Below are 21,035 nucleotides of genomic sequence, written 5' to 3' on the forward strand. Positions count from 1 at the left end.
CTTGAAAGGCTAAATGCTACAAGATATTGGGGTCAAACGGGCTGAAATTCTTGTTCTAATATTCTTCTAGTTTTGATGTTCATATTTAATTTAACAAATCCTATTATAATAATGAATTTTATAAATGTTAAGGAATAATATGGACAATGAAGCTATTGAAATACTGAAGAATTATAATAATTTAGAAAATTTTGGTTACGCGATATTATTTCTATATTCTGTAGGAGGCGGCTATATTGGCATTATAACAGCTGGTGTCTTTTCATCTTTAGGAAAATTTGATTTAAGTCTTAGTATTTTATTGGCAGTTTGCGGCAATATTGTGGGGAGCTCGCTTTTTTGTATTTTTGCTCGCACACAAAAGCAAGAGGTATTTCAATTATTAAAAAAACACAAACGCAAACTTGCCTATTTGCAAATTATGATAAAAAAATATGATTGGATACTTTTTATTGTCAGTAAATTCATACATGGATTTCGCACTTTTGTTCCTTTGGCAGTGGGTATTAGCAAATATAATATTATCAAGTTTCTAAGTATTAATTTTGTTGCATGTATTATTTGGGGGATTAGTCTCGGTCTCTTAGGTTTCTATGCAACGGGTATGTTTTTACCTGTATTAAAAGTTTTATTGCAATACCCTTATATCTTTGCTGTGGCATTTTTGAGCATTATGATTGTATTCATACTCATTGCCTATGTGCGCAAACGATTTACTAAAAGTAATGTTTCAGAATCTAAATCAGTTAAATTATAACGATTAACAAATATCAACGATAACGGTAGGCATTGTTGATTCTTCAATATATCTTTTCGAATTTCTCTTTGACAACTTTCGTGACAAGTCTTAACTGCAAATACTAATCATATCGTTTCCAATAGGTTCGATCAAAAAAATCTGCTTCATTTAATAGTGCTTCAAATGGCTTAAACCGTTCTTTATATCCCATAGATTTATGATTTTTAATCCAGTATCCAGGATAGAAATATTTGAGCCCAAGTTTTTTGGCAAGATTCAACAATAGTAGAATATTTAAAGTTCCTAGACTGAATTTTCCAAAACCATGATCATAAAAAAAGTAATTAGCACTCATCGAATCTTCTACAATATCAAAGTAACTTACTCCGACTAAATGCCCTTCACGGTAGAAGCACATTTCATAACCAAAAAATTCACTGCCGGCAACAAAAGAATTTGTGTATCTTTGTCTATCGATACTATTCATACTCCAACCTTTTTTATGCATCATTTTGTTGTGGTATTGTAAATATAAACATACTCGAGCATCATTAGTTAAGGGTCTTCTAATTTGTATTAGAGTATCAATATTCTTTTTAATAACTTTTTTCATGCTATTTGTCATTATAAATTCTTGAACAAGATAGCGAATAGTAACACATTTATTACAATCTGAACATTTTGGTACAAAGTAATATTCTCCAAAACGGCGATAGCCTCTTGCTAGTAATCCATTGTAAAAATAAGGAGTGCAATCTTTAATGCAAAGATAACGAAATTGACTTTGCAATCCTTCAAAGTATGAACAAGGATGTAATTCAGAGAAAAAATCAAAATATTCCATTTGCCATCCAAACTAACGGAAAAGTTTTATTTTCTTGCAAGTTTTTATTGCAACGAGATAGAAAATTGGAATATCAAAAATACTGATTGCAAATTTTATGAGATAATCAAAAACGAACAGCATAAAAACCTCATAGTATGGCAAAACAAATAAAAAGGCTATGTGAAAGAATATGAAAGTATCAATACATTGCGCAAAACTTGTACTTACTCCGTTACGTAACCACCACAATGATGGAAATTTTTCTTTCAGTTTATAAAATATAAATATATCCAGAAATTGTGAAACAAAAAATGCGCCTATGCTAGCAAATGCTATTCTTATGTCATTAGTTATGCACAGTGATGGAATCAAAGCAAGCAACAAACCAGCCCTAAGCGCGCGCAGCACTTCCTTACGACTATATTTTTCACTAAGTATATCCATAAGGAGGAATGATAGAGGATATATCAGTGCACCGTAAGTAACATACGTGTCCATGATTCTAAAATTTACCAAGAAATTAGAAAAAGTAATAATACAAACGAATAAAAAAATGGCAAGGTAAAAAGTTCTTCTATTCATAGAGGATTCTAATGGTTGATAAGAACTCATAATCTTTCCTTATGTAACTCTGATAGTTTAAGTACAAATTCTATTTCTCCTCTGCTCATACGTAAATCTTTGGCTATTGCTTCGATAGTATAACCATTCTTAAACATATCTAAAATCTGTTTCTCATTTCTTTGCTGTGTCGGAGCGTTAAAATGCCCAAGACTACGTAATCTTTCTTCAAGTATCAGAATCTTATCTTCAAAATAATCTCTATCGCTCTGCAAACCGTGCTGTAATGTATTAATATCGGTTTTTTGTTCGGTAATAAGTTTAAGCAATTCATTATGACGTGTAGAATCTTTTGGTTTTTCAGATTCTATAATCCACTTTTGAATCTTATAAATTTCTTTATTAATGTCTTCTATTGAATGCTCTAACTGAATGATTTTTTTGGAAGATTCTTTTTCTTTCATAATAATATAAAGTAAAATAATAACAATTACTATGATAAAACATATAGCAATGATTACGCTCATCATTTCATAACTTATATTCATTAAGGCTTGTGTCATATTTATCCTTATCTATCAATAAATATCGGATTTACGTGCTTTAAGCATTTCTCGTTCTACACTTACAATATAACTGTCATAGTCTTTTAAATCTCTTTCACCAATTTTTGTTATACGTAAAACATAAGATTGCAAGGCTTCTGCAAAAATAGGAATACAGCGAGCAGGAAAAGTGGGTAAAAATAATCTTGCATAATAGGGCTTCCCTATTTCTAAAGCATTGTTAGGGCATTCTAGTTGCGATTTTTCAATGTTCGCTTTTTCTTCGCTAGAATCATCAATCTTTGAAGAATCCAATTGAGTCTCTTGGGTACTATCATTTAAAGTGTGTTGCATAGTATTTCTGTCCTGTAAGGAATCGCTAGTGTTAGTTTGGTGGGTAGTGATGTTATCATTACACAATACAATAATGCCGTGCCCTAGCTTGAAAGTATATGTAATATGCGCTAAGTCAATATATTTTGTTATATTGCCAGAAAGAAGATTCTCAATATGCTCTAATTTTTTATAAATTTGCACAAGCATTTCACCTAGTACGAGTGTTCCTCCTCCGCATTTGCAATCCCCACTCTTAGTTTTTAAAGAGCTCAACCATTTTTCAATGGAATTATTGTGAACTTGAGTAATAACATGATATTCTTCTAAAGCTTTATCATGAATATTTTCGTCTACAAGCTGTAATTCAATTTGCAATCGTGATTCTACAAGTCGAGTTTGAAATTCCATATTAAAACCTTATTATGCTATCTAAGATAATGAAAAATAGAAATACAAACCCCAAATATCCATTGGTAATAAAAAATGCTTTTGGAATGTTATTAAAATCTCTATTGACTATACTATGTTCATAAACCAACATAACAGCAGCCAACAACAATCCTATAATTGCTAGATGGTAAGTCTGACTACATTTGAGAAACATAGCCCAGCAAAATATTGCACATATATGGGATATTCGAGAAATGTGTAAGGCGTTATTAATACCAAATTTGGCGGGTATAGAATGCAATTTATTTGCTTTATCGTGTTCTATGTCTTGCAAGGAGTAAAGAATATCAAATCCAGCCACCCAAAACAATACTCCACAGCATAAAAATACAGTCCACAGGTGTAAAGAAGCACTAACGGCAATATCTCCAGCAATAGGAGCAAGTCCTAAAGATAATCCCAATATCCAATGTGCTAAGTAAGAAAATCGCTTCATCACACTATAAAATCCTAGGATAATAAGAAAAGGTATAGAGAGCATGAACGCTAAATTATTAATAAAATAACTTACTAAAATAAAAATCAACGCGTTGATAATACAAAAAGACAATAAAGAGACAACAGAAATCCTTCCATCAACGCTTGGACGATTGCTAGTACGCGCATTGGTAATGTCTATATCCCTATCACAAAATCGGTTGAATGCCATAGCGAAGTTTCTTGCACTAATCAATGCGAGAATGCAAAGTAATAATACTTCAAAACCAAAAAATCCGCTAGCATTTACGTCATTTGAGGAAACAATCATAGCAATTAGAATAAAACTTGCACTAAAAACAGTATGTTTAAAGACTACCAGTTCGCTAAGGACTTGTAATTTTTGCCACATTGCTCTTATTATCATAATTTAATGATTCACCACTTTTCTTAAAATATGTTCTATAATCAATACTCAATTTTTGGCATAATTAAGCTAATAAATATAATGTTTTACGGGTTTACTATAACCTAAAATTAATTAAAAATCAAGGCTAATAAATTGGATAAACAATGACACTGCAGTAAATATTACAAATATACAGAATCATCATTTCACGGTAAAACTAAACAACCCTTATACTCTTATACTAAATTTTTATACTATACTTTTACTAAAGCTTAATTAAATATGTAAGGATTTACTATGGCAAAAAGTCTCTATGAAACTCTTAATATTTCGGAAAATGCAAGTAACGATGAAATTAAAAAGGCTTACCGAAAATTAGCAAGGGAATATCATCCTGATGTTAATAAATCACCAGAAGCTGAAGAGAAGTTTAAAGAAATTAATGCTGCTTATGAAATTTTAAGCGATTCAGAAAAAAAATCTCAATATGACCAATATGGAGATGCCATGTTCAATGGACAAAACTTTAGTGATTTTACTCGCAATTATAACACTAGCGATTTAAATGACTTATTTAACTCCATTTTTGGTAAGACTGGCGGTTATAACAGTGCGAAGAATTTTCATTTTGGAGGTTTTGGGGGATATGATGGATTTGCAAGTAATGATATTGATTTAGATATTGAGGCTTCTGTACAAATTCCGCTACAAACAGCAATTTTAGGTGGAAAAGTGAAAATCACACTTAATCACTCGAGTTTTGAGTTAAAGATTCCAGAGGGAATCTGCGATGGCACAAAGCTAAGAGCGAAAGGCAAGGGGAGAAAACTAGGTAATATGACAGGCGATGCTATTATTGCGGTAAAAATCTCTACACATGAAGGTTTTGAAATTGACGGAATCAATCTCATCCAAGATGTCCATGTTCCTTTGAAATTAATGCTTTTTGGAGGAGAGATGACCATTCAAGCCATACAAAAAAAAATCACTATTAAAATTCCAAAAAATGTACAAAACGGCTTAAAAATGCGCGTTGAAAATATGGCTTTCAAGGATAGAAAAAACAATAAACAAGGAAGCTTGTTGCTACGATTATATGTATTATTGCCAAATAGCGACAATTTCAGTAAGGAATTACAAGAACTTATGCAAAAGGAACTTTAAATAGACCTGATGCAATGAAAGCATAAAGTTTTATGTTAAGATTCTAATGTATGCCTAAATTAAGGAGTTGCTTATGGAAGCTGGATACGATGAGCCCGTATTTCCAATCAGTGTTGTAGCGAAGATTCTCGAAATTCATCCGCAAACATTACGACAATACGAAAAGGAAGGTCTAATTGAACCTTCAAGAACGGACGGTAAAATGCGACTTTATTCTCAACGTGATATGGATAAAATCAAAACAATTCTTAAATTAACACGTGACTTAGGTGTGAATCTTGCAGGGGTGGATATTATTTTGCGATTAAAAGAACGTATGGATGAGCTCGACAATCTGAATGACAATTTACGTAGTAATTTGCATAAACAACAAAATGCAACTTCTGGAGATTTAACAATTGCAAAAAGCTCCTATGAAATAGTAATACTCTCTAAAAAGTAGTAAACTACAAGACATGATAAGCAACCTTTACATTATATAATGAAATGAATATTGCATATATTGATAGCACAAGCAATAATATAATTAATTTCACGGCTGCGTAACATACCAAATTCATTGAATGATATGAATACACAAATTATTCAGTTTGATTTTCACAAAAGTTAAGTCTACAATGAGTGTTTCCCCAAACTTTTTGTCGCAATGGCATAATAAATTTTTTGTAAGTCTTTTGTATTATATTGAGTGATAGAACAATCTAATTTAGCTTGTGCTTGTAAATTTCGTAGCATATTTTTCGGGAGTTTATCGCTCTTAGTATAGATTTCTAAAATTTGGCATTCTCTATCTGTATGTATAGATTCCAAGAAGCAACGGATTTCCCTATCAATAAGTAAATTTCTATGTCTTGAATCAATTAAATGACAAAACAATTTAATATTGTTACGCAAATGCAAAAATTCTGTAAGACTCTTATCCCATTGTTGTTTTTGCTTTTTATCTACTTTTGCATAACCAAAACCGGGAAAGTCAATAATAACCAAAGGGAATCTATATCGATTAATCTGTTGAGAATGTGCATCTTTATGCTCTATTTCCCAAATTGTTTGAAAAAAATTAATCAATCTTGTTTTGCCTGGTGTGCTAGAACTTTTTGCCAATTTAGCATTAAGAATCTTATTGATAAAAGAGCTTTTTCCTACATTGCTACGACCAAGAATGGCTACTTCTGTATATTGACTAGGAATGGATTCGGTAATATTGCTTGCAGATTTTATAAAGTATGAATGAATAGTACGTATTGCAACATTAGAGAATGTAGAAAGACTTGGGCATGTATTGACATCTTGCATATTATCCTCATTTATTATCAACTTCGAAAATCATAGCACAAAATCAAAAAGAAATAACCTTAATACAAAAGTATTTAAGATTCATAAATTACGACAATATTGCATAGAGATGTGCGTTATGTGTTCATGTTAAATACTCATTTCACTCTTTCATATTTCATTAATGCTAGAATGAAAACATCCAATGCTTTCATTGTCTGAACAGAATGAAATGTTGAGTATTTATAATTATAAAAATGAATACTAAATCTATTACAAAAAATATTAATTTCAAGTAAATGAATTTTCAACAAAACTTAAGTTAAATACTATACAATATTTAATATTTTCTATAAGTTTCGAAAGGAAAAAAATGACTTTAGAACAATACAAACAATATGCCCAGACCAATGAAGAATGGACGCCGGGTTGGGAAGCAATAGATGCAGCATTCGAATCTCTTTATCCACAGCAAAAACCCAAGCATTACGCAACCAATTTAGTTTCTCGCGCAAATCTTGGTGGTGACCAATATTTAGATGGATATAGCATTTATACTTCTTTGCATGATTATTTTCATATCGTTACTTACGGCATGAGTGAACTGTATGTTAATGAGGAATCTTTTGGCGGAGAATGGAGTGGATGGGGATATGAAATGACTTTTAAACTCAACTCAAAAAATCAACAAGACTGTCTATGGGTATTCAATGTGCTAGCTAATCTTGCATTTTTTACTAACACTAAAAAAAATTTTTTACAAAATTTGCAATTTATAGCGGGGGATAATAAGCCATTAGATAGATTGAGTAATTCTTCAATCACTGGAATGATTGTCGTCTATGATACAGAAATACCAAGCATGGATACTCCCCACGGTAGATTGGATTTTTTACAACTAGTAGGTATTACGCAAACAGAATTAGAATACATAGCCAATTTTGAAGATGAGGATATAAGTAAAAAAGAGATACAAAAACTCATCGACCGAATGCAAGATGATAACCCTTATCTTGTAACAGATATGCAAAGAGAGAAAAGTTATGTGTGATTCGATTTACTATGCTATAATAAAATAGTTCTATTACTGGTAAAATAAAAAGTGCAAGAATTGTTAAGTACCTATATTACACACTATTTATTGGTAAAATTACAAATAACATAATATATAGATTCTATTAGGAGACATGATGAATATAGCAAATAATTTTTCAGACGATACATTTACTGCCTTATTAGATTCTGATATTAAAACATGGCTACTTGGCAAGGTCAAAAAAATCGACAGAGGATATTATCCAAAATACATTTTGCGATCTTTAGCAAAAAAAGGATATTTTAATAATAATATTACTACCACAGGTTTACTAAAAGACACAATTCCAGCCCATGATAGAGAAGCAGAAATAAAACAGGGCAATTTTTCGGGATTTCTCATTCAGGCATTACAGAGTATTTCTGCTGTTTCATCAATATGTGGAACAACTGGCTTCTGTCTTTGGTGCCAGCAAGCACTCTCTTGGTATCTCGCAAATAGTCAAAACGTCACGTTGCGAGAAAATATCTTGGCAGCTATTCATGCAGGATACATGCTCGGTGGTACGGGATTATCAAATCCTATTAAATCCTATGCTAATATTGAAAATAACTCCCTAAAAGCATCTATAAATGATAAAGGCTATACTATAAAGGGCACTCTTCCTTGGGTGTCTAACCTCGAATATGGACATATTTTTGCCGCCATTTTTCCCGTAATACACGATACAAAAATATCGTCATTTGTAATGGGGCTTATTCGCTGTGAAGAAGAAAAAGGCATAATGCTAGGCGATAATATTAGCTTTAGTGGTTTGGATGGGAGCGCAACAAAGTCCGTGAGAATTAAAAATTATTTTATGCCACATGATGATTGTCTTGCTAATCCTGCAGAATCTCTCCTAATAAAAATTACTGCTGGATTTATTATCTTGCAAATGGGTATGGCAATGGGCATTATTTCTTCTTGTCTTAACCAAATACATAAAGCTAATCTAACACATGCTTATATTAATAAGTTTCTTAATATTGATCAAGAAGAATTAATACATTCCTATCACACACTTAGCGATAAGGCTTTTTGTCTTGCCAAAACACCCTATCAAAGTAATGATAAAAACTATATGATAGATGTCCTTTCTACTCGATTGGCATTTTCTAAACTTGCGCTCAAAGCTAGCAATGCAGCATGCTTATTTGCGGGAGCTAAAGGCTATATGCGGGATAGTGCAGTTGAGCGATTGCTGCGAGAATCTTACTTTATTGCTATGGTAACTCCTTCAATTAAACATTTACAAAAAGAACTCTATGATATATCGCAAGGAAAAGGTGTTATGAAACAGTGGCATACAAATCTTGCAAGCCGATCCAATACATAAAATTAGAATATGTATTTTAATCTTAGCATTAACCAAAATTGTAAGAATCCCACCAAATTTTACAATCAAAATATTCAGAAACTAAACGATATAGATTCTAACTACAGAATCATCAACCCTCTAACAGCATAACCATATTATAATCTTCCAACATTCCAATAGCTACCGTTTGATAAATACAATCAAATCAGTAACTTATGATAAAACAAAGGCTATAAATTTTTATTTACCTTAACCCATATCAAAGGCAATACAATTACGTTAGTTTATACATCTATACTTATACTACTTAATTGAATCTTTTGGCAATATTCCGTGTTCTATCAATCAAACAAGAAAAAGCAATATTTATACATTAGGTTACAAAATCAGCATAAACAAGCGCACTTCCCCAAGTAAAACCCGCTCCGAATGCATCAAGCAACAATAAATCGCGATTCTTAAATTTACCTTGCGTATAACCAAAATCCAATGCCATAGGAATGCTAGCAGCTGAAGTATTACCGTATTGTTGCACAGTCAAAATAAGTTTATCATTTGATAGTTTTAGTGAACTAGCTATTGCTTGTATGATTCGCAAATTTGCTTGATGTGGAATAAAAAAATCTAGCTCATTTGATGAAATGTGATTTCTCTGCAAAATATCCCTTGCATCCTTACTAATGGTTCGAACTGCCACTTTAAACACTTCATTACCTTTCATTTTAACAAACTGCTCATCTATTTGCCCATCTTCTATAATTCCTTCCAATAAAGCAATATCAGCCTGAAAATGATTCGGGACATTATTATTTCTCGGTGTATAAAGTAAATGTGAAAAATTACCATTTGATGAAATGTGTACATCCTTTATGCCTATTTCATCGCTTTGCCCTATTACACAAGCACCAGCACCATCGCCAAATAATACGCAAGTGCTTCTATCACTAAAATCAAGAACGGTACTTATTTTTTCTGCGCCTATTACTAACACATTACGATATAAACCACTTTCAATATAAGATTTTGCTACCGAAAGACAATAAATAAAACCCGAACAAGCCGCTACAATATCGAAAGCTGGCACATCACTTATTCCTAGCTTTGATGCAATAATACAAGCTGTTGAAGGCATACCAAAAAAATCTGGGCTAATACTCGCACAAAGAAGGACATCGATGTCTTTAGCTTCTAAATTCGCTCTTCGAAGTGCCACTTTCGCAGCTTCTACTCCCAAATCACTACTTTTGATATGACTTGGAGCAAAATAACGTGTCTTAATACCCGTTCTTTGTATAATCCATTCATCACTTGTTTCTAAAAAATTCGTAAAAAAACTATTAGGGATACAATGATTAGGTACATAAGCAGCAACAGATTTCATAGACGCATAAATAGGCATGTTATTCCTTAATTTAGTTTACTATAAGCAATTGAATGGTGGGTAGCACAATTAACAATCATATAAAATACACACCTAGCTACCCTTATCTTGATTATTAAATGCTTCTTGGATAATATCACACACTTGTGTTTCACATCCAACTGCTGCTTGATAAATTGCACATTCCATAGCTCTAGCATTACTTTTACCGTGGCTAATAATCACAGGCTTCTTGACACCAAGTAAAGGTGCTCCACCATATTCTGCATAATCTATCTTGTTGCGTAACGATTGGAAAGCTGGTTTCATAAGCATATAGCCCAATATATTCAGAAAAGACTTCTTAATTTGTTGTTTTAAAATAATATTGATAGAACTAGCCACTCCCTCACTTGCCTTTAATACGAGATTTCCTGCAAAACCATCACAGATAATAACATCTACGCTACCATTAAAAATATCCGAACCTTCAACGTTGCCCTTAAAGAAATCATAGGATTTTAATAGTTTGAAAGCTTCTTTTGTTAATTCGTTACCCTTAGAATCTTCTTCTCCATTGGCAAGTAAGCCAACTCTCGGATTTGCATAGCCTAGAACTTTTTTTGCGTAATGAAATCCCATAATTGCAAAGTCTACTAAGTATTCTGGCTTGCAATCTGTATTTGCACCTGCATCGAGAATCACACTCGGATTAGAAGTAATAGTAGGCATACATGTGCAGATTGCAGGTCGAGAAACTCCCTTAATCCTTCCTATTTGCAAAGTAGCAAGACTCATTGTAGCACCACTATGCCCAGCACTCACACAAGCATCTGCTTCATGTTTCTTCAGAAGCTGCATAGCCTGATAAATTGAAGTGTCAACACGTTTGTTAGCAGTACTAGCAGATTCTGTCATTTGTATAAAATCATTGGCATGAACTATCTGTATTCTTTGTAAAATTGCATCAGATAAATGTTTAGAATCAAGAAAAGATTTCAGTAATGCCTCATTGCCTACTAATAAAGCATAAAACTGCTTATTCTGTAAAGAACTAAGCAAACCATCGACAACAGGTGCTACACCATTGTCTGCACCCATTGCATCTAATGCAATCCGCAACATAATGCCTATCTATTTATAAGTTTGAGTGAATTTATTAATAAAATGTGGAAGTTTCCAACTACCATCTTTATCTTTAATTGGCTGGGCTAAACATACTTTATAATGCGTGCGCCTCTTGGCTGCCCTTGTTTTGCTTACTCTTCTTTTAGGAACTGCCATAATTACTCCTTAACATTATAATCTAGGCGAATAGATTCTATTTCGCTTTTTAACACAAAGTCAAAATCTATAAAACCATCGAAAAATTCTATAACATCCAATGATTCGATAGCTAATGTTTGACTTTGTATATTCCAGATACCATCTGAAAAATACAAAGTCAAATCCTGTTCTATAACTTTATAAAAAGGCTCTCCGCTCTTTACACAGATCAATTCTAATTTTGCATAAAGTTTGCCTTGAAACTTTACTAATTTAGGACTAACCCTCTCAATATTGCCACTTAGAAATGCCTTTTCATGCTCATCTATATACGAAGAATCTACATCAAGTTCGCAATGTATCTCCTTTGGTCCGGAGTAAACTTTTCTAAATGCTATTCTCATAATGTTTCTACATAGAATACTAAGCTAAGTAAAAATCTCATTAACTTTTACCATTAATAAACCCAAAAAGCGAGATTCTATTAAGCAATTCGCATATCATGCACAACACAAAAAAGTAGCAGTAATACGAATAATCTCTAAAAAATTTCAGTTCCCGCAAAGAAGAAAGCAATTTCGATAGAAGCATTTTCTTTAGAATCGCTACCATGTACAGCATTAGCATCAATACTTTCAGCAAAATCAGCTCGAATCGTCCCCTGTTTAGCCTCTTTGGGATTTGTTGCTCCCATTAATTCTCTGTTTTTAGCAACAGCATTCTCACCTTCTAAAACCATAACAAGAATAGGACCGCTCACCATAAAATCCACTAAATCATTAAAAAAAGGGCGATCTTTATGGATAGCATAAAACCTTTTTGCTTCTTCTTTATCAAGCTGCATTTTTTTTGCAGCAGCAATTCTTAAACCATTTTCCTCAAACCGTGAAACTATCTTGCCAATCACGTTCTTTTTTACAGCATCTGGTTTAATGATAGATAGCGTCTGCTCCATTAATAATCCTTAAAATAAACTTGTCAATAACATAATATTATGCAACCCTATTTACTGAGTCTGTCTCATAAATATTTTTGCTAACACAAATGCGTTTAATTAAAAAAGCTATTTTAACATTAAAAGTAAGTAAAATCAAGTGTTTAGTTAGGAAACATTACTAATTAAATCAATTTGGGAATATATCTATTTTGTTATAATTGCAGATTTTATTTAAACAAAGACCACAAGATAACATTCAGCCTAAAGGAATCAAGTATTATGTCTTTTTTTCAAACACATATTCAAAGTGCTATTTATGAGTCTTTCGTTCAGAAAGATTCTGTTTGTTACCAATGCCATGCGGAAAATCTTACATTGCTCAAACCAACAAACGTAAACATGAGTTTGGATTCCTTCCGTTCCAATTGCAAACAAGAATCCATTAAGAAAAATCCACCACAAATTATTGTTTGCACAAGCGACGAAGCCTATCTATGCTATCAAGCCTTAAGTTTTCTGATTAGTCAAAAATATGTGATTTCGAAAGATTCGTTATTGCCTATCTTACTCCCAGATATTCGCGCAAAACCATTTGATAGCATGCAGAGCTTTTATGCAGAATTTCGAGAATTATTTGCACAACTTGCCTTGTGGTATAAGAATGGATGTACTCAAATAATAATTTCTCCCACTCAAACGCTTATGTCGTTTATGCCAAATAAACAATTACTTGATTATTTTGTTATTCATGTGGGAGAGGATATTGCCACACAAGACTATTGCAAAAATTCCTCTACTGCAGTTGCCAATCCGCAAAATGTGCTCCATGAGACATCTAACATACACAAAAGTGCTTTAGAACGATTAATAGAACAGCTTTTATATTACGGTTATGAAAGTGTAGAAATTGTAGAAATGCAAGGCGAATTTTCTCATAGGGGTGATATTATAGATATATTTATTCCCAATACAGATTTGCCTGTGCGCTTAAGCTTCTTTGACACGGAAGTTGAAAGTATTCGCTACTTTGATTATCAAACGCAATTAAGCAAAAAAGAAGAATTAGATTCTATTACTATTTACCCTGCCCTATTTAGTCTTAACGCAAAAGACTATGCGCTTTTAGAATCTAAAATCCAAACAATGGATTCCGTAAATAATAATTCCCAATCTGTCTTAGAAAAAAACGTAAATACTATGGGGTTTTGGTTTCTTAAGGATATTGGAGGAATAAACTTTTTAGAGCATTACTCGACTATCTTTTCTTTGCAGGCATTAATAGAATATCAAGAGAATCTTGAATATATAGATCCTTTATTAATCCCAAACAAAGACAAAATAATAAGAATCTTCAAAGAACCAAGCATATTTCAAGATATGGCAGCCTTACGTTTAAGTAATTTACAAAATACCTTAAAATTACACCGACAGAAACAAATTGCTATCCTAAGTCCTACTAATGCCTTATTAAAAAACGTTCTAAACACTCACGAATTATCCTTTGCCATGGAATCTAAACAAGATTCCATGCAGACTATTATTACTCCTTTTTATTTGCATATCCAATCACAAACACAAATATTTATTAGTTTACAAAAACCACAAAAAATACAAAGAAAAGCAGTTAAATTAGATTTAGATTCTCTAAAAGTTGGGGATTTTGTTGTGCATAATGAATATGGTGTAGGAATCTTTCAATCAATACAACAAGTAAGCATTATGGGCGGATTGAAAGATTTCATTAGTATTGTCTACGCTAATGAAGATAAGTTACTATTGCCAGTAGAAAATCTTAACATGATTGAAAAATACACAGGGTTTGATAATGCTATTGTGAAATTAGATAAATTAGGAAAATCTAGCTTTTTACGATTAAAAGATTCTATCAAAGAAAAACTCTTAGAAATTGCCAACGAAATCATTAAACTACAAGCACAAAGGGAACTTAGTCAAGGAGCTATTATTTCCTTGCAATCTCCACAGAATCTTGTAGCATATAAGAAATTTGAAGAAAGTAGAGGGTTTGAACTTACAAAAGACCAAAGTCTCGCAATACAAGAAAGCCTTAAAGATTTGGCAAGTGGCAAAGTGATGGATAGACTATTAAATGGCGATGTGGGATTTGGCAAAACAGAAGTAGCTATGAACCTTTGTTTTGTAAGTGCTTTAAATGATTTTATAAGTTTTGTTCTCGTGCCCACTACCCTGCTTTGCAATCAGCATTTCGAAAGTTTTAAGGAAAGATTCCAAGCCACACTATTGGCTAATGGAAAGCAAATAGCTATTGCAAAAATTGATAGATTTACTACCGCAAAACAAAAAGAAATTTTGCAAAAGGATTTAGCAGACGGCAAGATTCAGATCGTCATTGGAACACATGCACTTTTTAATTTAGAAGTAAAAAAGCTAGGATTAATAGTGATCGATGAAGAGCATAAATTCGGCGTAAAACAAAAAGAAATATTAAAGCAAAAAAGCCTCAATACGCATGTACTCTCTATGTCTGCCACTCCTATCCCACGCACATTAAATATGGCTTATTCAAAACTCAAAGCAATTAGCCACTTATACACACCGCCCACCTATAAACAAGAAAGTAAAACTTTCGTAAAGCAAAAACAAGATTCCCTTATTAAAGAAATTATTATGCGCGAATTAAGGAGAGGCGGACAAGTCTTTTATATCTATAACAATATTGCAAAAATGCCAAATAGCAAAAGCTATTTACTTGGTTTATTGCCACATTTAAGAATCTTAGTATTACATTCGCAAGTGAATCCCAAAGATATGGAAAAAGGTATGATAGATTTTCTACATAAACAATACGACATATTGCTGTGTACATCTATTGTAGAATCTGGAGTCCATCTCCCCAATGCAAATACCATTATTATTGATAATGCTGACAATTTTGGCATAGCTGATTTACATCAATTACGAGGTAGAGTAGGCAGGGGTAAAACGGTTGGTTTTTGTTATCTTTTAGTCAATGAAATTCCAAATAAAGAAGCGCAGCAAAGACTTCTAGCTCTTGAGAAAAACTCATATTTAGGAAGTGGAGCTAATCTTGCAATGCGAGATTTAGAAATCAGGGGAGGAGGTAATCTATTGGGTCAGGCACAAAGTGGTCATATTAAACATGTAGGATTTGGCATGTATGTGCGTATGCTAGAGGAAACGTTGCATAATCTTTTACAAAGCAACACAGAAAACAATAAAGTGGATTTAAAACTTTCTGTCTCTGCATTTTTAAATGACAATTTGATTACTAGCGAACGTATGCGTTTGGAATTATATAGACGTTTAGCACAAGTGCAAAGCGAATATGAAGTACATGAGATTGAAAATGAGATAGAAGAACGATTTGGTAAATTAGATATATATAGCTTGCAGTTTTTGGAGCTTATTATTATTAAGATTCTTGCTACACAATTACAAATTAAAGCTATCAGCAACATGGCACATAATATTTCATTAGTTTACCATGATAATACAAAGATTGTACTACGTTCTCCAACAAAAGACGATGACGATATTCTCTTGACTATTAAAGAATATTTAAAAGAAATGTTAAAACGTCCCAAAACAAGCCAAGCAATACCAACATAGACAAAATGAAAAGTTAATATACATATCTCTTTTATGATTCTAGAAATATCTGCTCAATTGCAACACATAGCACTCTTTAATAATCCAAGTTACACCATAGATATAGATAATAAAAAACGTCATTATCTATTATATGAATGAAGCAAATTGACTCTAGTAATAAAAACAGATTCTATCGGAATCTAAAACTACCTTAAAACATAAAGAGGTATCTGACTGCAAACAAAGAAAACCCACTACCTAATGCTAAATCAACTCTGTGATTCTTATACATAGTTAAAGAGCCACCTCCATTGCCAGACACGACAAACGATCTCGGATGTACGAAGAATGAATCGTTACTAAAGATATTCAAATACCCTAAAGACAAACCGACAAATACTCCCCATACAAAATTGCTCTGTGGATTAAATTCCAACGTCCAATCTGCTCCAGCTTGAATAAACAATCCGCTATAATTAACATCTCTCAAATACGACGTGTAATTATACTGCAACCAGTTAGCCGATACAAACCCTCTTACTCCGTGTCGAAATGTATGAAACTGCCATTCTTCCGGAAAATAATACTGGTATCCACCCATAATACCTGCACTAAAATTTCCTAAGCCACCTACACCTATTTCTGCTCCTATAAAACCGAATCCATTATCAAATAAATTGTCTTGTGAGTGGTTTGTTGTATTACGTGGTTTTGTATTTTGTGCCTGTTTTACTTCGACATTTTCTTTTTGTGCTTGTGCTGCCTTAGCCATTACAAAATTGCAACTTGTTAATAAAGCAGCACTTACAAAAAATTTGCAATAATTATGTAAATATTTTCTTGATTTTCTATGAATTGTAAAATGCATTTATCAACTCCTAATTTTGTGATAGAGAATCATTATAACATAATTATTTCATATCAATAAAGATATATTAAAAGCATGTGGAATTTGCAACAGAGGGCAAAGAATCCTTTTTGACGTGTTTAGTCTATGAGATTCTAGTAAAATAAGAGTATTTAATCAATATACATTTTAAAAAGTAAAGAGAAACCATGTCAAAAAAAATGATTGCCATTACACAAAGGTTGATTGCGCATGAGCAGTATTTTGAAATAAGAGAAGCATTAAGTAGCGAATGGGGAATCTTATTTAACAAAGGGCATATTTTTGATAGTTTTTTACCACTGCCACTTAGTTATAATATGAATTTTCAAGATTATCTATCTAGTCTTGGAGATAGATTGGCTGGTGTGATTCTTAGCGGAGGGAATGATTTGTCCTGCTGCATGAAAGATTCTGCAGATGATGATACCTATCTCGCACAACAAAAGATATTATCCCAACAACGTGATAGCTATGAAAAAACCATCATTCAATGTTGTATCGCACATAGAATCGCTCTGCTTGGAATCTGCCGTGGCGCGCAAATGATAGCGTGGCACTTTGGAAGCAATATAGAAAGGTGTAAGGATCATGTGGGTTTGCACGAAATTATCTATACACAAGATGCAAGGACATTATCCTATGCGCAAATGCAGAATAAACAGGAGTTTTCGCAGCAATCTTTTGTTGGTAATTCTTTTCATAATTATTGTATTACTAAGTTGGGGAAACAGCTTGTGGCTTTAGCTACGTCAACAGATAATACAATTGAATCCTTTCGACATAAAAAATATCCTATTTTTGGAATCGTGTGGCATATTGAAAGAAAGAATGGTTGGGAAAATAATTGTATTGTACAAGAATGGCTTAATACGATTATAAAACTTCAAAATCCATATAGTAACTAGTAATAAATTCGATTCTAAACATTATATTGTTATTCAATGTAATAATAAAGTAATAAATTGGTTTTTTGTTTTTTCCTACTCGAGAATGCAAAATAGAAATTTTTAGCTATAATTGTAGTTTACAAAATTATTTAGTCTATGTGTTTGAGGAGTTTTTGTGAAGATATTTAGCAAACATTTTCCTTACGTATGCTCTGATTACAAACAAATATATCTTACGAATCATTTTTTTAACAATCAAGTTATTTGTAATATAGGAGCAAATATCGCATATTGTATTCAAACATTCGAATATCTTTTTACCTTTCTACAAAAACATCCTAAGATTGTTATTTATGCAGCTTCTTATATTTATAAAAACCCAGCTTTTGGATATACTAAACAACCAGATTTCTATAATGCCTCTCTTGTCTTATATACCAGTCTTTGTATAAGAAATATCTTTACTCTTTTCTTTTATCTTGAACGTAAATTTGGCAGAATGCGAAAAAGAATATTTAAAAATAGTCCGCGTACCTTAGATATAGATATTATTTTTTACAATAATATGAAGATTCGTTTCAATCATTTATATTTGCCACATCCAGCCTATTCGTACCGAGAAAATATCATGTCCACATTAAAATTTCACTTAGGCTTAAGTATATGAAACTTTATACTTATTCAGGAGAAACTCCTACAGAAGCGTTAAAGAAAGCGCAAAGCGTACATGGTGATGAAGCATTAGTCGTGGAGAATAAAACGATTCGCAAGAAAACATTGACAGAACCTGGTCTCTACGAAATTGTCGTGCAAGTTGATGAAAAAAATATACCAGCTACCTTAAAAGAAGAAACAAAAGATATTGCTATCGCGAGAAATAGCATACAAGAACGATTGGATGGCATTGCTCAAAGAGAATTAGAAAGAAAAAGAGCACAAAAAAATCAGAGTATTTTTGATGACAATATTAGCAAACAGCTAAGTCGTGCAGTGCGTGAGATTTCTGAACTTTCTAATGAAGTCGAAAACGATGACATCAAAGTGGAGTTCAGCAATAAAGTACCGCGTGAAAGAAGTGTGCAAAAATTTCTCCCACAACAAAGTATGCGACCAGTAGAACAACCTATAACGCAAGTAAGCAATACAATTGAAACCCTCAATAAACGTGTTGGTTCTAAGATTCAAGAGAGACAGAATCTGCATCAAGGTGGCAATATCGAAGAATTACGAGGAATCAAGCAAGAGCTTGATAAACTCAATGATAAGGTAAAGCTTATCCAAAACATGGTTTGGGAGGATAGAAGCCCAAGAGGTGAAGGTATTAACATTCCGTATGAGTTTGCAGAAATCTATCGCATTGCTAAGACGAGCGGCATTATCAAGAGTCATCTTGATGCAATTATGAGTCTTAGCCTCGAGCTCATGCCGTTAAAAATGCGCGAAAATTCATTAACAATCAAACGATATTTTAGAGAAGTTCTAAGGAAAATGATATATTGTAGACCAGAAAGCAAGGACATGACAAAAAAAATTATGATGCTTGTCGGTCCAACTGGCGTAGGCAAAACAACCGCTTTAGCAAAGCTTGCCGCAAGATTCTCATTAGAAAAAAAAGCGAAAGTAGGGATTATTACGCTTGATAGCTATCGTATTGGTGCGTTAGATCAACTTGAATGGTATGCCGAACGTATGCGTATCAGCATACAATTAGTAATAGCCCCAGAGGATTTTTTAAAGGCACTTGATTCGTTGCGCTATTGTGATTATATTCTCGTAGATACCGCAGGACGTAGTCAAAATGACGGTGAAAAGATCACACAGATTAAAAAATATTTGCAAAGCGACTATAAAGTTAACACCTCACTTGTTATGAGCGCAACAACGAAATTTGAAGATTTACGTGATATTTATGACGCATTTGGAATCTTGAATCTTGATACCTTAATATTTAGTAAACTCGATGAAAGTCGCGGGCTAGGAAACATTTTTTCTCTCGCTTATGAAACGAAAAAGCCAATTAGTTATTTTTCCATAGGACAAGAAGTTCCTACTGATTTAGTAGTAGCTACCAATGAATCGCTTATTGATTGGCTTTTAGATGGTTTTATTAATCCTAATACACAACATCATTTATAATGATTGTCGCGCAATTATCGCTTCTATTCATTGGATTGGTTAGTAACAACATTATGCAAAATACAGCGGCTTATGTATTGCACTAGAGAATACAAATTATTCAACCTAATCTTATGATAAGATTCTAAAGAATATCACTTAAAGGAATGCTATGACTATTGGAGTTATTGGGGCAATGCAAGAGGAAATTGCTCCGTTACTTGAAAAATACAACAATTATCAAAAAATTATAATTGGCAACAATACTTACTATAAAGTATCCCATAACACACATGAAATTATTATTGCATATAGCAAAATAGGCAAAGTACACGCAGCAATAAGTGCAACAATAATGATTGTAAGGTTTGGCTGTGAAAATATCATTTTTAGCGGAGTCGCTGGCGGACTATCAAAGGACTTACAGGTGGGAGATTTGGTTATAGCAACTAGACTTTGTCAGCACGATGTGGATATTACAGCCTTCGGGCATAAGTTGGGATTTATCCCGGAGGGGAAGCTTTTCTATGAAAGCGATAAGCATTTGCGGCAAATAGCCCATGATATTGGCAGGGAAATGAATCTTGACATTAAGGAGGGTACTATTGCAAGCGGTGATCAATTTATTGCAGATCGTAGCAAAAAGGTTTTTCTTACTCAAGAGTTTAATGCAATTGCGGTAGAGATGGAGGGGGCAAGCGTAGCCTGTGTGTGTGATAATTTCAGAATCCCTTTTTGTATTTTCCGCTCCATTAGTGATGTTGCCGATAAACAAGCCAATAGTAGTTTTGATGATTTTTTACAATCAAGTGCAACAATTAGTGCGAACTTCGTTAGTCGAATACTTGAACGGATTCTTACGTAATTCATAT

At 32.8% G+C, this 21,035-nt stretch carries 22 protein-coding genes; 10 read left to right on the forward strand and 12 right to left on the reverse strand.

Going from position 1 to position 21,035, the window contains the following annotated elements; all coding sequences use genetic code 11:
* The first annotated feature begins 139 nt into the window (after positions 1–139).
* The gene (locus CQA66_RS01455) at positions 140–757 is read left to right on the forward strand and encodes a DedA family protein (RefSeq protein WP_104762974.1); all 618 of its coding nucleotides are present in this window, start codon (positions 140–142) and stop codon (positions 755–757) included.
* A gap of 103 nt (positions 758–860) precedes the next feature.
* Here CQA66_RS01455 and CQA66_RS01460 read toward each other — a convergent pair whose 3' ends face one another.
* The 5 genes from CQA66_RS01460 to mqnP are packed head-to-tail and all read right to left on the reverse strand — an operon-like array spanning position 861 to position 4,298.
* Entirely contained in the window at positions 861–1,583 is a 723-nt protein-coding gene (locus CQA66_RS01460; RefSeq protein WP_104762975.1) for an arginyltransferase, read from the reverse strand.
* Positions 1,584–1,595: 12 nt separating this feature from the next.
* Complete coding sequence (locus CQA66_RS01465) at positions 1,596–2,177, reverse strand: queuosine precursor transporter (protein ID WP_104762976.1); 582 nt, start codon at positions 2,175–2,177, stop codon at positions 1,596–1,598.
* The gene (locus CQA66_RS01470; RefSeq protein WP_233707726.1) at positions 2,174–2,689 is read right to left on the reverse strand and encodes a DUF6115 domain-containing protein; all 516 of its coding nucleotides are present in this window, start codon (positions 2,687–2,689) and stop codon (positions 2,174–2,176) included. The genes CQA66_RS01465 and CQA66_RS01470 overlap by 4 nt, the downstream gene beginning before the upstream one ends.
* Positions 2,690–2,704: 15 nt before the next feature.
* The gene (locus CQA66_RS01475) at positions 2,705–3,415 is read right to left on the reverse strand and encodes a hypothetical protein (protein WP_104762977.1); all 711 of its coding nucleotides are present in this window, start codon (positions 3,413–3,415) and stop codon (positions 2,705–2,707) included.
* Between the two features lies 1 nt (position 3,416).
* A complete protein-coding gene (mqnP, locus tag CQA66_RS01480) occupies positions 3,417–4,298 on the reverse strand; it encodes a menaquinone biosynthesis prenyltransferase MqnP (protein ID WP_181882215.1) in 882 nt (293 codons plus the stop codon).
* A 282-nt stretch (positions 4,299–4,580) separates the two neighbouring features.
* On the opposite strand from mqnP, the gene CQA66_RS01485 reads away from it, so the two are divergent.
* Positions 4,581–5,447 (forward strand): DnaJ domain-containing protein, encoded by an 867-nt coding sequence (locus tag CQA66_RS01485; protein ID WP_104762979.1) that lies wholly within the window; start codon positions 4,581–4,583, stop codon positions 5,445–5,447.
* 73 nt (positions 5,448–5,520) lie between these two features.
* On the forward strand, positions 5,521–5,889 hold the full coding sequence (locus CQA66_RS01490) for a heat shock protein transcriptional repressor HspR (protein ID WP_104762980.1): 369 nt from the start codon (positions 5,521–5,523) through the stop codon (positions 5,887–5,889).
* A gap of 170 nt (positions 5,890–6,059) precedes the next feature.
* Here CQA66_RS01490 and yihA read toward each other — a convergent pair whose 3' ends face one another.
* A complete protein-coding gene (yihA, locus tag CQA66_RS01495) occupies positions 6,060–6,743 on the reverse strand; it encodes a ribosome biogenesis GTP-binding protein YihA/YsxC (protein WP_104762981.1) in 684 nt (227 codons plus the stop codon).
* Positions 6,744–7,095: 352 nt separating this feature from the next.
* Here yihA and CQA66_RS01500 point away from each other — a divergent pair, with 352 nt between their 5' ends.
* Positions 7,096–7,773 (forward strand): suppressor of fused domain protein, encoded by a 678-nt coding sequence (locus CQA66_RS01500; protein WP_104762982.1) that lies wholly within the window; start codon positions 7,096–7,098, stop codon positions 7,771–7,773.
* A 139-nt stretch (positions 7,774–7,912) separates the two neighbouring features.
* Positions 7,913–9,136, forward strand: coding sequence for an acyl-CoA dehydrogenase family protein (locus CQA66_RS01505; protein ID WP_104762983.1), 1,224 nt, complete (start codon positions 7,913–7,915; stop codon positions 9,134–9,136).
* A 355-nt stretch (positions 9,137–9,491) separates the two neighbouring features.
* On the opposite strand, the gene CQA66_RS01510 is transcribed toward CQA66_RS01505, so the two are convergent.
* The 5 genes from CQA66_RS01510 to ndk form a co-directional block, all read right to left on the reverse strand.
* Positions 9,492–10,517 (reverse strand): beta-ketoacyl-ACP synthase III, encoded by a 1,026-nt coding sequence (locus CQA66_RS01510; protein ID WP_104762984.1) that lies wholly within the window; start codon positions 10,515–10,517, stop codon positions 9,492–9,494.
* Between the two features lie 75 nt (positions 10,518–10,592).
* Positions 10,593–11,600 carry a phosphate acyltransferase PlsX gene (gene plsX, locus CQA66_RS01515; RefSeq protein WP_181882210.1) on the reverse strand — a complete coding sequence of 336 codons (1,008 nt, stop codon included), beginning with the start codon at positions 11,598–11,600 and terminating at the stop codon, positions 10,593–10,595.
* A 12-nt stretch (positions 11,601–11,612) separates the two neighbouring features.
* Positions 11,613–11,762: a 50S ribosomal protein L32 gene (gene rpmF / locus CQA66_RS01520; RefSeq protein ID WP_104762986.1), complete on the reverse strand. Its 150-nt coding sequence runs from the start codon at positions 11,760–11,762 to the stop codon at positions 11,613–11,615.
* 2 nt (positions 11,763–11,764) lie between these two features.
* The gene (locus tag CQA66_RS01525) at positions 11,765–12,148 is read right to left on the reverse strand and encodes a hypothetical protein (protein ID WP_104762987.1); all 384 of its coding nucleotides are present in this window, start codon (positions 12,146–12,148) and stop codon (positions 11,765–11,767) included.
* 137 nt (positions 12,149–12,285) lie between these two features.
* The gene (gene ndk / locus CQA66_RS01530; protein WP_104762988.1) at positions 12,286–12,699 is read right to left on the reverse strand and encodes a nucleoside-diphosphate kinase; all 414 of its coding nucleotides are present in this window, start codon (positions 12,697–12,699) and stop codon (positions 12,286–12,288) included.
* Between the two features lie 261 nt (positions 12,700–12,960).
* On the opposite strand from ndk, the gene mfd reads away from it, so the two are divergent.
* Positions 12,961–16,290 carry a transcription-repair coupling factor gene (gene mfd, locus CQA66_RS01535; protein WP_104762989.1) on the forward strand — a complete coding sequence of 1,110 codons (3,330 nt, stop codon included), beginning with the start codon at positions 12,961–12,963 and terminating at the stop codon, positions 16,288–16,290.
* A 193-nt stretch (positions 16,291–16,483) separates the two neighbouring features.
* Here mfd and CQA66_RS01540 read toward each other — a convergent pair whose 3' ends face one another.
* Positions 16,484–17,140 (reverse strand): hypothetical protein, encoded by a 657-nt coding sequence (locus CQA66_RS01540; protein WP_104762990.1) that lies wholly within the window; start codon positions 17,138–17,140, stop codon positions 16,484–16,486.
* Between the two features lie 188 nt (positions 17,141–17,328).
* Between CQA66_RS01540 and CQA66_RS01545 the strand changes: the two genes are divergently transcribed.
* The 4 genes from CQA66_RS01545 to CQA66_RS01560 all read left to right on the forward strand — a co-directional run bounded on the left by CQA66_RS01545 (position 17,329) and on the right by CQA66_RS01560 (position 21,028).
* On the forward strand, positions 17,329–18,066 hold the full coding sequence (locus CQA66_RS01545; protein ID WP_104762991.1) for a gamma-glutamyl-gamma-aminobutyrate hydrolase family protein: 738 nt from the start codon (positions 17,329–17,331) through the stop codon (positions 18,064–18,066).
* Positions 18,067–18,223: 157 nt separating this feature from the next.
* Entirely contained in the window at positions 18,224–18,715 is a 492-nt protein-coding gene (gene folK, locus CQA66_RS01550; RefSeq protein WP_104762992.1) for a 2-amino-4-hydroxy-6-hydroxymethyldihydropteridine diphosphokinase, read from the forward strand.
* On the forward strand, positions 18,712–20,184 hold the full coding sequence (flhF, locus tag CQA66_RS01555; protein ID WP_104762993.1) for a flagellar biosynthesis GTPase FlhF: 1,473 nt from the start codon (positions 18,712–18,714) through the stop codon (positions 20,182–20,184). Before folK ends, flhF begins: the two co-directional genes overlap by 4 nt.
* 151 nt (positions 20,185–20,335) lie before the next feature.
* On the forward strand, positions 20,336–21,028 hold the full coding sequence (locus CQA66_RS01560; protein WP_104762994.1) for a 5'-methylthioadenosine/adenosylhomocysteine nucleosidase: 693 nt from the start codon (positions 20,336–20,338) through the stop codon (positions 21,026–21,028).
* The last annotated feature ends 7 nt before the right edge of the window (positions 21,029–21,035 follow it).

The organism is Helicobacter aurati (assembly GCF_003364265.1).
GTDB lineage: Bacteria > Campylobacterota > Campylobacteria > Campylobacterales > Helicobacteraceae > Helicobacter_A > Helicobacter_A aurati.